The sequence below is a fragment of the Paenibacillus sp. J22R98 genome (assembly GCF_059383835.1).
The window spans coordinates 1-12,859 of the sequence record NZ_JBXENW010000009.1 but is presented as its reverse complement, the minus strand read 5'-3'; the positions used below and the strand labels follow the sequence as shown (position 1 = coordinate 12,859).

Genomic DNA, 12,859 nt, shown 5'->3' with positions numbered 1-12,859 from the left:
TTATATGTCTAGCCTACTTTTGCCCGCCATACAATGATAATGATACTATTACACGTTATGTTTCATTTCGTGAACGAAGGTACCTCGCGATCGATTGCGATTATCGAAAGGGGGTTCGCATGAAAACGATACGTATAGGAGCGGGACAGGGATTCTATGGCGATTCCATTCTGCCCGCCATCGAGACGGCTAAGCGGGGGAAGGTGCAGTATCTCTGCTTTGACAGCTTGGCTGAGCTCACGCTTGCCATCCTGCAGAAGGATCGGCAGCGGGATCCGACCCGAGGCTACGCCGCGGATATTGGCCGCACGATGAAGGAGCTGCTTCCGATAGCGAAGGAGCAAGGGATTCGCATCATCACGAACGCGGGAGGCATGAATCCGCTCGGGGCGATGCAGGAAACCGAGCGAATCGCGCGAGAGTTAGGTTTGACGGGACTCCGGGTAGCCGTCGTAACCGGGGATGATGTCCGCTCGCAGCTGCCTGCGTTCATCAGCCAAGGTGCTGCGCTTTCCCACATGGAGGATGGCCGAGATATAAGCACGATCCGGGATCGTATCGTCTTCGCTAATGCCTACTTAGGTGCAGAACCGATTGTGAAGGCGCTTCGGCAAGGGGCGGACGTGATCCTAACAGGCCGAACGACGGACTCGGCGTTATTTCTGGCGCCGTTGATTTATGAATTCGCTATTGAGCCGGATGATTGGGATCGATTGGCGCAAGGCGTGCTGATGGGGCATCTTCTGGAATGCTCCGGGCAAGCGTCGGGCGGCAACTTCAGCGGGGACTGGCAGGCGGTAGAGGAGCTCGAGCATATTGGTTTTCCGATTGCGGAAGTAGGTGAGGATCTCACGTTCACGCTGACCAAGACGGATGGGACCGGCGGACGCGTCTCTGTGGCTACGGTCAAGGAACAGCTGCTCTATGAAATCCATGACCCGGCTGCGTACGTCACACCCGATGTTGTGTTAGATCTAATGGGGGTTACGCTGCATGACGTCGGCTCGAATAAGGTTCATGTCTCCGGTGCGCGCGGCTCGAAACGTCCGGATACGCTCAAGGTCGTGATGGGTTATGCCGATGGCTGGCTCGGGCAGGCGATCTGGGGTTATTCGTGGCCGGATGCACTCGCCAAGGCGCAGACCGCCGATCGGATTGTTCGCAGTCATATTGATCGGATCGGTCTACTATACGAAGAAATTCGTACGGATTATCTGGGTTACAACTCTTTACATGGGCCGCTCGCGAGGAAGCCGCAGCAGGATGAGCTGAACGAAATTTATGTGCGCTTAGCGATGCGGACGAAGAGCAGAGACGATGCGGCTAAACTGGGCCGGCTCGTTCCGCCGCTCATGCTGAGCGGGCCACCTGCGATGGGCGCATTCCTGGGCGTGATGAAGCCGCGCGAGCTGCTCGGCATGTGGTCATGTCTTGTTCAGCGCGGGCTCATCGAGCAAGGTGTGCAAGTGACGGTTGTGGAGGTGTAGCCGGCATGGCGCGTATACGCAAGCAGCTTCGTCATTTGGTGCAGGCCCGATCCGGCGACAAGGGCAATACGATCAACATTGCCGTGTTCGCACCCGATGCGGCTGCGTTCGAGTTGTTGAAGAGGGAGCTGACCTCCGACCTTGTAAAGGCGCATTTTGCCGGCATGATTGAGGGGGAAGTGATCCGTTATGTAGTGCCGAATCTGCTGGCCATGAATTATGTATGCCGCGCCGCACTTGGCGGAGGCGGCTCCGCCACGCTTCGGATGGATAACCTTGGCAAGTGTTATGCGGCTAATCTGTTACGGCTGGAAATTGAAGTGGACGACGGCGCCGACGTTGATAACGGTAATGAGGAGCAGACGCAGGCCGACGCCAATGATGCTTTGCCGCCATCCGCCACCACGACTTAAGCAGAAGAGGGGTTGCTTGCGATGAACTTCGACTTAACGGAAGAGCAGGCGATGATTCGGGATTTGATTCATGATTTTGCAGATGCGGAGGTGGCGCCGGGGGCCGTGGATCGGGATCGCTCCGGCATGTTTCCGGTAGATGTTTTCGAGAAGCTTGCCAAGCTCGGCTTGATGGGTCTTCCTTTTCCCGAGCAATACGGAGGAGGCGGGGCGGATACGATCAGCTTCGCGATCGTAGTGGAAGAGCTCAGCCGAGTATGCGCATCAACGGGCATCACCTACTCCGCGCATGTGTCGCTCGGAGGAGCACCGCTCGCACTGTTCGGCACAGAAGAGCAGAAAGCTGCTTTTTTAACCCCGCTATGCAGAGGTGAGTATCTTGGCTCGTTTGGATTAACCGAACCGGATGCCGGATCGGATGCGGGCGGAACCCGCACAACTGCGGTACGGGCCGGGGATCAGTGGATCATCAGCGGCTCCAAATGCTTCATCACCAATGCGAGCTATGCACGCAACCTCGCGCTTACTGCTGTCACCGATAGGTCGAAGGGAACGAGCGGTATCAGCGCTTTTATCGTGCCTACGGATGCGCCAGGATTCACCACCCACTGCAAATACGAGAAAATGGGGCTGCACGCATCAAACACAACCGAGCTTGTGCTCGAGGAAGTAGCGGTGCCACAGGACAATTTGCTCGGCAAGGAAGGGAATGGTTTCAAGCAATTTCTCGCCGTTCTCGACGGCGGCCGAATTGGGATTGGCGCCATGGGGGTCGGTATCGCTCAAGGCGCTTACGATAAATCGCTTCGCTACGCCAAGCAGCGCAAGCAATTCGGGCGAACGCTCAGCGCGTTTCAGGCCATCCAGTTCAAGCTGGCCGACATGGCGATGAACATCGAGCTCGCTCGTACGATGGTTTATAAGGCTGCATGGCTGAAGGACCAGGGGAGGCCGTTCAAGAAAGAAGCGGCGATGGCGAAGCTGTTCGCAACGGAGATGTGCATGAAGGTGTGTGATCAAGCGGTCCAGATTCATGGAGGCTACGGTTATATGAAAGAGTACGAGGTGGAGCGCTACATGCGCGATGCCAAGCTGCTCGAGATCGGCGAAGGAACCTCAGAAATCCAGCGTCTCGTCATTGCAGCCCAGATCGGCTGTTAACTTGAATTCTAAGAATTTATAGTTTCACTTTATAAATGAGCTTAGAATTCTCCGGAATGAAACGCGCTGCGCAGCCGAAAGGACGGCAGCAGCCGTTTCACCTTGGCAGAGTCAGCAGCAGAGGGGAGCTCCGAGAAGAATGGAAGCTGAACACGAATCGGCGAATGACCGGCTGCAGGAACAGATCGAGGAGATCAAGAAGGGCGGCGCCTCCAAATATCACGTGAAGAATGCGGAGCAGGGCAAGCTCTTCGTGCGCGACCGCTTGAAGCTGCTCTTCGATCCGGACTTCGAGCTCGAGGATGCCTTATTCGCCAGCTGTAACGAGGTTGGGCTGCCCGCCGACGGTGTTGTCACGGCTATCGGTAAAATTCACGGCAAAGCGGTGTGCGTGATCGCCAATGATTCCACGGTGAAGGCCGGCTCTTGGGGAGCGCGTACCGTTGAGAAAATCATTCGGATGCAAGAGACAGCGGATAAGCTGCGAGTACCGCTGCTTTATCTCGTCGATTCGGCCGGGGCTCGGATAACCGACCAAGCGCTGATGTATCCGGGGCGGCGAGGCGCAGGGCGAATCTTCTACAACGAGGTGAAGCTGTCGGGCAAAATTCCGCAGATATGCCTGCTATTCGGACCGTCGGCAGCAGGCGGCGCCTATATCCCGGCTTTTTGCGATATCGTCATCATGGTCGAGGGCAATGCATCTATGTACCTCGGATCCCCTCGCATCGTAGAGATGGTAACGGGGGAGAAAGCCACTTTGGAGCAGCTCGGCGGAGCCCGGATGCATTGCTCTGTTTCGGGCTGCGGAGATGTGCTCGCCAAGAGCGAGGAGGAAGCGATCGCGCTGACGAGACAATACGTAGCTTACTTCCCGCCCAATTTCACGGAGAAGCCGCCTACCAAAGAAACCCGTCCGCCAGCAGATCTGAGAGTCCCCCTTGATTCCATTATTCCGGATAACCAGTACACCCCATTCGACATGTACCCGTTCATCGAGGGTTTAATCGATGAGCATTCCTTCTTCGAAATCAAACGCCTCTTCGCGAGGGAGCTCATCACGGGCTTAGCTAGAATCGCCGGGAAACCGGTTGGCATTATCGCCAATCAGCCGAAGACCAAGGGCGGCATTCTGTTCCACGATTCCGCAGACAAAGCCGCCAAATTCATCAGCTTATGCGATGCGTTCCACATCCCGCTGCTGTTTCTTGCCGATGTGCCCGGTTTCATGGTGGGCACGGCGGTGGAGCAGGCGGGCATCATCCGCCATGGTGCCAAAATGATCGCCGCCGTATCCGAAGCGACCGTGCCGAAGATATCCGTCATCGTCCGCAAAGCTTACGGAGCCGGCCTTTATGCCATGGCCGGCCCGGCCTTCGAGCCCGATTGCTGCCTTGCGCTGCCTTCGGCCCAGATCGCCGTCATGGGACCGGAAGCAGCGGTCAACGCCGTGTATGCCAACAAGATCGCGGAGCTGCAGGAGCCGCAGCGCTCCGAGTTCATCGCCGCCAAACGCGAGGAATATCGCCAGGACATCGATCTCTACCAGTTGGCCTCCGACATGGTCATCGACGGCATCGTTCCCGCTCATTCGCTGCGCAGAGAGCTGATCAAGCGCTTTGAGGTGTACAGCTCAAAAACCGTCAGCTTCACTGAGCGCAAACATCCGGTCTATCCGGTTTAGCAGTAGAATGGAGGGAGGAAGGGCAGCTCCATGACTACGGAATCAACGCAGCCGCAACAGCCCCTTCTATGGGAGCAAAGAGGGCATATCGGCTACATCCGACTCCATCGCCCGGAGAGCTTGAATGCGATTAACGAAGCGATGCTTATTGCCCTGGAGGAGCAGCTGCATCGCATTGCCTCCGATATCCGCAGCATTCGCGTCGTCATCCTCGAAGGGGAAGGCCGTGCTTTCTGCGCCGGCGCGGACCTCAAGGAACGCAGCCTGCTGACCGATCCGCAGCAAATCCGGCAGCGCCTCGTTCGCAGCAAGGCCGTGTTCGCCGCGCTGGAGCGGCTGCCGCAGCCAACGATTGCCAAGATCAACGGCCTCGCCTTCGGCGGCGGTCTGGAGCTGGCGCTATGCTGCGATTTCCGCTACGCCATAAGCAGTGCAAGGCTGGGGCTGACCGAGGTTAGCCTCGGCATCATCCCCGGCGCCGGGGGCACGCAGCGATTGCCGCGGCTGATCGGCCAGGCCAAGGCCAAAGAACTGATTCTAACAGCGCGGCGGATCACAGCCGAACAAGCGCATAAGCTCGGTCTGCTAACCGACATCGCAGAGAACGAAGAACAACTGCAATCGCAATGCGCGGCAATGGCAGAAGAACTGCTCGCCAACGCCCCGCTCGCCGTGTATCAAGCTAAGCGGGCCATTGATCTTGGACTGGACATGGACCTCCCGTCAGGTCTTGCCCACGAAACCACCGCCTACGAAGCGATCATCCCCACCAAAGATCGGCTGGAGGCGCTCGAAGCGTTCCGTGCGAAGCGGCCACCGCATTTTACAGGCGAGTAATTTCCGTACTTTCTTATGCGGCTTGACCCTGCCTTACCGTAACAGTATCATCACTCACCGCAACGTCCCCGCTGCCGCCCTAAGGCACCTGGTTGCCCATTTCATGACTATTCTAAATTAATGAAGAAGAGGACGTCCGCCGGGACGCCCTCTTCTTTGAGTTGCTTCTATTCTTCAGCAAGCTTATACACTTCAATGATCTTCAAGAACAAACTGAGCACAATGGCGGAAACCGTAGCGAGCGCCATTCCTTTGAGCTCGAAATTCCCCCATTTGAGCGTAGCCCCGCTTAAACCGATGACAAGCACAATGGTGGTCAGCATTAGGTTGGCAGGTTTTGAATAATCGACCTTGGTTTCAACCAGCATGCGAATCCCGGAAGCTGCAATAACACCGAAGAGCAGCAGCGATACGCCGCCCATAACTGCCTCTGGAACCGTTTGGATTAAGGAGGACAGCTTGCCGATAAAAGAAAGCACAATCGCGATAATGGCTGCACCGCCGACCACCCATACGGAATATACGCGGCTGATTGCCATAACGCCGATATTTTCGCCATAGGTCGTATTAGGCGTAGAGCCGACGAAGCCGGATAGAATCGTGGATACGCCATTGCCGAGCAGCGACCGGCTGAGGCCCGGATCCTTCGTCAAATCCTTCTCGACAATGTTGCCTGTTACGATCAAATGGCCGATATGCTCGGCGATAACGACGAGGGCTGCCGGCGCAATGATCGCGATGCTGGACCAGTCGAACGTCGGTGAATAGAACGTCGGCGCTTTGAACCATGCAGCAGCGTCAATCGTTGCTTTTACTTCGACCAGCCCAAGGATCGAAGCGAGGGCATACCCGACGATAACGGAGATCAGAATCGGTATGACCTTCATGAATCCGCGGAACAGCACGGAACCGACAACGCCGATACCAAGTGTGACGAGAGATACCGTAATGGTAGCCGCATCGGGAGACCATTCGGCCGGGGAACCCGGCTTGGCGATCAGGCCGGCCATCTGCGCAGCAGTCGGCACAAGCTCAAGGCCGATAACAGCCACGATCGCGCCCATTGCCGCCGGCGGGAACACCACGTCAATCCAGCGCGTGCCGGCCAGCTTAATGATAAAGGAGACGAGCATGAATATGAGTCCAACTGCAATAAATCCGCCAAGCGCCGCGGAGTAACCTCCTTTAGATTCAAGCACCACGAATACCGGCGAGAGGAAAGCGAAGCTTGATCCCAGATAAGCCGGGATTTTGAATTTCGTAATGAAGAGATAGAGCAGCGTGCCAATACCGTTCATAAGCAGAATCGTTGCAGGATCTACTTTGAATAGAATCGGGACGAGCACGGTGGAGCCGAACATGGCGAATAAATGCTGCAAACTAAGCGGAATACTGGCCGCGAGTGACGGCCGTTCATGGACTTGAATGATCTTCGACAACGGTGATGGCCTCCTGATGTGGCGGATATAATGATTTTTGCCAAACGTAATAGTATCATAATTGGCCCAATTGAGGAATTGCATAACAGAACGGAGCAACTATTCTTCCTCCTGTAGCGTCTTGCTCATTAGTAGCGTGATTAACAAGGAGGAGATAGAAATATGAAATTCCGCATGTGGACGACATTCGCATTGGTGACAGCTCTATTTGGGTTAACAGCTTCAGTATCAGCCGAACAAGCGCAGCCTGAGGCCCAGCCTCAGCAGTGGCAGTACTATGACGGTTTCGCCGATCAGGCAACCGGGAGATCCTACTATCCCATCTATGCACAGAACGGATACACGTTTGACCATCGTATCATCTTTGCGGACAAGGACGGAGATTGGCATGTGCTTCCGGAGCGATACTGGTGGATGGGGAATGCGAACACAAGTGGTTCTTATTTACTGGCTTCTCTCGACGATAATATGAATTCAGTTATGATCAATTCTGTCTACGATCCTTCCAGCGACAATGTTACACACCGGATTGACTATATCAAGTCCCCTAATGCGAAGTGGGGTTTATCCGTTTCATCGAATTACTTTACTAGTGGCGGTTTTAACAAAGAGCTTATCGTGCTCATCAAAGATTTCAAGTCGGGCAAGCTGCGGAAGATGGCGTTCCCGGCCTTTTATTCCGGCGTTAGGTGGACATCGGATAATCAGCTTCTGGCGAATGTGTATAGCAATGAAGCGAAGCAAAATGAAATCCTCTCCATCGATCCGGCCACCGGCGCCGTGACAAGATTGCTGTTAGCGAAACTGGTTGGTTTCGATGCAGGCAAGGGCGACATCTGGTTCGCTTATAACGAGCCTAGCCGTATTCCGCATATCCTGAACATTCGAACAGTGACTATTAGGGACCCGCAAAATGACGAGAAACTGAGAAGCACCGAATCAGATCAATTGGAATTACATAAGCCAAACATAGTACCTCCCGTAGATATACAGCCTGATCAACTTCCGGAGGAGGCAGTAACGGAATCTTACTTATCGGAAGCGACCATTCATATGAACGGACAAGCTATTGATATGCCTGTAGCTTTCCTTGAAGGCGACCAAACTTGGATGTGGATTCGGCCTCTAATAGATCGATTCCAATTGCAGATGGAGCAGCTTACGGTCAGTAAGAATGTCGGGAGCTTTCATATCACACGCGCTTTGGGCGGGGAGCTTGATGTGGATATCACAACAAGCCGCAATTACGGCGGTCGATTGTTCCTGAACAAGATGCAGCTTGAGAAGCTTGGTTTGCATGTGGAACGAATAGACTTGCTGCCGCATGGATAACATTTACTTCAAACCGCTTGACAAATTATTTAATAATGTCATAATGACATTATTAAAGCAAAAAGCAGGTGAAGCACCTTGACTGAACCCATTGACGAGGCTAACGAGTCTGAAGCAAAGACCTATTCCCTGCGTAACTATCGCACTCCGGATGGTGCGCCTGCGGATATTGTCATTTTCACGATTACTTCAACACAGCGCAATACGGTGAAGAAGTCGCTCCCCGCCCGCCGGTTAGAAGTACTGCTGATTCAGCGCAAAAGCTGGCCGTTCGCAGGGCAGTGGGCCTTGCCCGGAGGATTTTCGAAAGATACCGAGACAATCATCGAGAGCGCGAAGCGGGAACTGCAAGAAGAAACCGGCGTTGACAATGTTCATATCGAATATTTCAACGCTTACAGTGAACCCGGGCGGGACCCGCGCGGATGGATGATCTCACATGCTTTCTGCGCGCTGGTGCATGAGGGGGCGCTTGAGCATCGCAGAGCTGCCGATGATGCCGCGGATGTACGGTTGTTTTCGGTGCAAGAAGCACTGGAGATGGAGTTGGCATTTGATCATAAGCAGATTTTGCAGGATGCGCTGGGGCATATTCGCCGCAGTATGCTGACCACGGCAATTGCCAGAGAGTTTCTGCCGGAGGAATTCACGATCGGCGAGCTGTACCAGGTCATTGAAGCGGTTGTACCGGAGTTCGTGGAACGCAATTTTATCCGCAAGATCACATCGACGCAAAGCCGCAAAGGCATCATTGAAGAGAGTAGGGATTCACGAGGTGAGCCGAAGATGTCGAATCGCTACTCCCAGCGGGCAGCTCAGCTTTATCGCTTTACGGATTACGTGCCTCAGTTGTCTATATACAGCTAGGCATTCTTTTTACGACATTGATATTGTCATAGTGACATGATTTGAGATCATGCATTCAAATAAGGAAGGTGGATATGATGAAAGCATTGGTTGTCATTGATTACACGGTTGATTTTGTGAACGGCCAGCTGCCTGTCGGTCAGCCAGCAATTGAGATAGAGAGCCGAATTACAGCTATAACGAAGCAGTTTGTGGAACAGGGAGATTATGTCGTGATGGCCGTAGATCTGCATGATGAGCATGATATTCTTCATCCCGAACACAAGCTGTTCCCTCCGCACAATATTCGAGGTACGGCAGGACGGGAGCTGTTTGGCAAACTACGAGAGTTTTATGAGATGGAGAAAGACCGTATCTATTGGATGGACAAAACGAGATACAGCGCCTTTTGCGGTACGGATCTGGAATTGCAGCTTCGGGCAAGAGGGATTACGGAGCTTCATCTGGTCGGTGTCTGTACGGACATCTGTGTGCTGCATACAGCGGTGGATGCTTACAATAGAGGCTATCAGATCGTCGTTCACGCCGATGGCGTGGCAACCTTCAATGAGCAGGGGCACGAGTGGGCGTTGCAGCATTTCAAGCATTCGCTCGGAGCGGAAGTAGTAGCAGGCGATCAGCCGATTACCTAATCACCCCAATTTGCGCAATCACACAACCCTATAAAGGAGAGATTGAATTATGGTGAATAAGCAGCAGCAAGCAATTATTGAACACTTGCAAGTGAAACCGACGATTGATGCGGAGGAAGAAATCCGGCGTAGAGTGGGCTTTATGAAAGCCTATCTTCAACATACCGGGGCCAAAGGTTTCACTCTTGGCATCTCGGGCGGTCAAGATTCCACATTAGCAGGCAAGCTCGCGCAGCTGGCTGTAGACGAATATAATGCCGATCCAACCAGCAAGAATCAAGCGACCTTCCTAGCCGTCCGATTGCCATATGGTGTGCAGAAGGATGAGGACGATTGCCAGGATGCGCTCCGATTTATTGCGCCGACTCGTTCGACTGCGATCAATATTAAACCGGCGGTAGATGCGGCTGTAGAGCAGTTTGAAGCGGCAACCGGGGATAAGCTGGGCGATTTCCATAAAGGGAATGTGAAGGCGCGGGAGCGGATGAAGGCGCAATACGATTTGGCTGCGCACTATGGGCTGCTTGTGCTGGGGACGGATCATGCTGCTGAAGCCATAACGGGCTTTTACACGAAGCACGGTGACGGAGCCTGCGATATGGCGCCAATCTATGGCCTAAATAAACGTCAAGGAAGAGCTTTATTAGAAGCCTTGCATTGTCCGGCCCACTTATATACGAAGAAACCAACCGCGGATCTGGAGGATTTGAAGCCGGGAATTCCCGATGAAGTCGCTTTAGGTATGACCTATGAGCAGCTCGACGACTACTTAGAGGGCAAAACATTACCTGCCGAATTAAGCGACAAAATCGAAGCTCGTTACAAATTAACGGAGCATAAGCGTCGTGGCCCTGTTACGGTTTATGATGACTGGTGGAAGGAGTGAGGTGCTATGACGAGTTACGACAATCTAACGCTCCATACGGATAAATATCAAATTAATATGATGTACGCTCACTGGATGAACGGTACATTGAATGATAAGGCGGTATTTGAACTGTTTTTCCGCAAGCTTCCTTTCGGGAACGGGTATGCGGTTGCAGCTGGGCTTGAGCGGGTTATCCATTATATAAAGAGTCTGAAATTCGGCGACGAAGAGATTGCTTATTTGGGGGAGCAGGAAGAAAACTATGAAGAGACGTTCCTGCAGGAGCTTCGTGCCTTTCGGTTTACCGGCAACCTGGACGCAGTTCCGGAGGGCACGATTATTTTCCCGAATGAGCCGCTGATTCGCATAGAAGCCAGAGTGTTCGAGGCGCAGCTGATTGAAACGGCCATGCTGAACTTCGTTAATTTTCAAACTTTGATCGCTACCAAAGCTTCGAGGATCAAGCAGGTTGCCGGAGGGGATGGTTTGCTGGAGTTCGGCACAAGGCGCGCGCAGGAGGCAGACGCCTCGATTTGGGGAGCTAGGGCTGCTTATGTTGCCGGCTTCCATGCTACTTCCAACTTAAGAGCGGGAATGCTGTTTCGTATTCCTACCAAAGGGACACATGCGCACGCGTGGGTTCAAGGCCATGAATCAGAAGAGGAGGCCTTCCGTAAATATGCGGAAGTGCTTCCGGATCACGTGACGCTGCTGGTTGATACGTACGATACGCTGAAGAGCGGAGTACCGAATGCCATTCGCATCGCGCGTATGTTGGAGCAGCAGGGGAAACGGATGAACGCGATTCGCCTCGACAGCGGTGACCTCGCCTATCTATCGCAGCGTGCGAGGCATATGCTCGATGAAGCGGGATTCCCTTATGTTCAGATCATCGCATCGAATGATTTGGACGAGAACATTATTTTCAATCTAAAGGCGCAAGGAGCTCGTATCGATGTGTGGGGTGTCGGCACGCAGCTGATAACGGCCGGCGACCAGCCTTCGTTAGGCGGCGTCTATAAGCTTGTTGCTCGAGAAGGCTGCGATGGCGAGTATATTCCTGTTATCAAAATCTCAGGGAATCCCGAGAAAGTAAGCACACCGGGGATCAAAGAGGTTTACCGCATCATTAACCGAGAAACCGGAATGGCTGATGGCGATTATATCGCCCTTCGTCATGAGGAAGCCGTGAAGCGTGGAGAGGCTATAGAGCTGTTCGATCCTCTGCATCCTTATATCCACAAAGTCATTAAAGAATATGATGCTGTACCGCTCTTGCAGCCGATATTCCAATCCGGAGAACTTGTATATTCGATGCCTACCCTTGAGGGAATCCGGAGTTATCATGAGGAGCAGCTGAAGTTGTTCTGGCCCCAATACCTTCGTAAGCTGAATCCGGAGATGTATCGCGTGAATATTAGTGTCGAAGCATGGCAATTGAAACTTGATCTTATACAGCGTTATAGATAGTCCTACTGCCGGTCTGGAGGCGCTTGATGCGTCTCTGGATTACCTATTCGAAATTAATTTCAAAAAAGACTTGCCATATGATGTCGAACCATGATATATTCTAATTCCGCCGCTGAGAGATACGGGATGCGGTGATCGAAACGAAAACAAGTTGAAAAATAAAGCTTGCAATCATGTTTCGAAGTATGGTAAGATCTGATTCTGGGTCAACAAACCAGAACATGAAATTTGTTCTTTGAAAACTGAACAATGAGCGACCAGTCAAATGGTCATAAATCGCGAAATTAACGTTTCGCAAAGCTAGTTTTTTGAATGAGCTAACAAGCGAATTCTTGAAAATGGCCAAGCCTTCGGGCTTACCACTTTTATGGAGAGTTTGATCCTGGCTCAGGACGAACGCTGGCGGCGTGCCTAATACATGCAAGTCGAGCGGAGTTATTCCTTCGGGGATAGCTTAGCGGCGGACGGGTGAGTAACACGTAGGCAACCTGCCTGTAAGACCGGGATAACATTCGGAAACGGATGCTAATACCGGATATGCAATTTGGCTGCATGGCCGAATTGGGAAAGACGGTGCAAGCTGTCACTTACAGATGGGCCTGCGGTGCATTAGCTAGTTGGTGGGGTAACGGCTCACCAAGGCGACGATGCATAGCCGACCTGAGAGGG

The 12,859-nt window shown here is 53.1% G+C and carries 11 protein-coding genes and 1 rRNA gene; 11 read left to right on the top strand and 1 reads right to left on the bottom strand.

What is annotated here, in order from left to right; translation table 11 throughout:
- Positions 1-119: 119 nt before the first annotated feature.
- From AC50Y3_RS22650 to AC50Y3_RS22630, 5 genes are all read left to right on the top strand, one after another.
- Positions 120-1,487, top strand: coding sequence for an acyclic terpene utilization AtuA family protein (locus AC50Y3_RS22650; protein WP_494820996.1), 1,368 nt, complete (start codon positions 120-122; stop codon positions 1,485-1,487).
- A gap of 5 nt (positions 1,488-1,492) precedes the next feature.
- Positions 1,493-1,900, top strand: a complete 408-nt coding sequence (locus AC50Y3_RS22645) for an AtuA-related protein (RefSeq protein WP_494820995.1) — start codon at positions 1,493-1,495, stop codon at positions 1,898-1,900.
- Between the two features lie 21 nt (positions 1,901-1,921).
- The gene (locus AC50Y3_RS22640) at positions 1,922-3,061 is read left to right on the top strand and encodes an acyl-CoA dehydrogenase (RefSeq protein ID WP_494820994.1); all 1,140 of its coding nucleotides are present in this window, start codon (positions 1,922-1,924) and stop codon (positions 3,059-3,061) included.
- A 139-nt stretch (positions 3,062-3,200) separates the two neighbouring features.
- A complete protein-coding gene (locus AC50Y3_RS22635; RefSeq protein WP_494820993.1) occupies positions 3,201-4,745 on the top strand; it encodes an acyl-CoA carboxylase subunit beta in 1,545 nt (514 codons plus the stop codon).
- 30 nt (positions 4,746-4,775) lie between these two features.
- On the top strand, positions 4,776-5,582 hold the full coding sequence (locus AC50Y3_RS22630; protein ID WP_494820992.1) for an enoyl-CoA hydratase/isomerase family protein: 807 nt from the start codon (positions 4,776-4,778) through the stop codon (positions 5,580-5,582).
- A 167-nt stretch (positions 5,583-5,749) separates the two neighbouring features.
- Here the strand turns inward: AC50Y3_RS22630 and uraA are convergent, their stop codons facing one another.
- Positions 5,750-7,021, bottom strand: coding sequence for a uracil permease (gene uraA / locus AC50Y3_RS22625; RefSeq protein ID WP_494820991.1), 1,272 nt, complete (start codon positions 7,019-7,021; stop codon positions 5,750-5,752).
- 162 nt (positions 7,022-7,183) lie between these two features.
- On the opposite strand from uraA, the gene AC50Y3_RS22620 reads away from it, so the two are divergent.
- The 6 genes from AC50Y3_RS22620 to AC50Y3_RS22595 form a co-directional block, all read left to right on the top strand.
- Positions 7,184-8,353, top strand: coding sequence for an NHL repeat-containing protein (locus tag AC50Y3_RS22620; RefSeq protein WP_494820990.1), 1,170 nt, complete (start codon positions 7,184-7,186; stop codon positions 8,351-8,353).
- Positions 8,354-8,431: 78 nt separating this feature from the next.
- Entirely contained in the window at positions 8,432-9,220 is a 789-nt protein-coding gene (locus AC50Y3_RS22615) for an NUDIX domain-containing protein (protein ID WP_494820989.1), read from the top strand.
- A gap of 77 nt (positions 9,221-9,297) precedes the next feature.
- Positions 9,298-9,852: a cysteine hydrolase family protein gene (locus AC50Y3_RS22610; protein ID WP_494821244.1), complete on the top strand. Its 555-nt coding sequence runs from the start codon at positions 9,298-9,300 to the stop codon at positions 9,850-9,852.
- A 49-nt stretch (positions 9,853-9,901) separates the two neighbouring features.
- A complete protein-coding gene (nadE, locus tag AC50Y3_RS22605; protein WP_494820988.1) occupies positions 9,902-10,738 on the top strand; it encodes an NAD(+) synthase in 837 nt (278 codons plus the stop codon).
- A 6-nt stretch (positions 10,739-10,744) separates the two neighbouring features.
- Positions 10,745-12,190: a nicotinate phosphoribosyltransferase gene (locus AC50Y3_RS22600; protein ID WP_494820987.1), complete on the top strand. Its 1,446-nt coding sequence runs from the start codon at positions 10,745-10,747 to the stop codon at positions 12,188-12,190.
- A 364-nt stretch (positions 12,191-12,554) separates the two neighbouring features.
- A 16S ribosomal RNA gene (locus tag AC50Y3_RS22595) occupies positions 12,555-12,859 on the top strand; the annotation flags it as partial.

Bases quoted from the DNA above. Each gene is read 5' to 3' on its own strand.
- AC50Y3_RS22645 (WP_494820995.1), top strand. From the start codon at position 1,493: ATGGCGCGTATACGCAAGCAGCTTCGTCATTTGGTGCAGGCCCGATCC.
- AC50Y3_RS22635 (WP_494820993.1), top strand. From the start codon at position 3,201: ATGGAAGCTGAACACGAATCGGCGAATGACCGGCTGCAGGAACAGATC.
- AC50Y3_RS22640 (WP_494820994.1), top strand. From the start codon at position 1,922: ATGAACTTCGACTTAACGGAAGAGCAGGCGATGATTCGGGATTTGATT.
- AC50Y3_RS22650 (WP_494820996.1), top strand. From the start codon at position 120: ATGAAAACGATACGTATAGGAGCGGGACAGGGATTCTATGGCGATTCC.
- AC50Y3_RS22600 (WP_494820987.1), top strand. From the start codon at position 10,745: ATGACGAGTTACGACAATCTAACGCTCCATACGGATAAATATCAAATT.
- nadE (WP_494820988.1), top strand. From the start codon at position 9,902: ATGGTGAATAAGCAGCAGCAAGCAATTATTGAACACTTGCAAGTGAAA.
- AC50Y3_RS22630 (WP_494820992.1), top strand. From the start codon at position 4,776: ATGACTACGGAATCAACGCAGCCGCAACAGCCCCTTCTATGGGAGCAA.
- AC50Y3_RS22620 (WP_494820990.1), top strand. From the start codon at position 7,184: ATGAAATTCCGCATGTGGACGACATTCGCATTGGTGACAGCTCTATTT.
- AC50Y3_RS22610 (WP_494821244.1), top strand. From the start codon at position 9,298: ATGAAAGCATTGGTTGTCATTGATTACACGGTTGATTTTGTGAACGGC.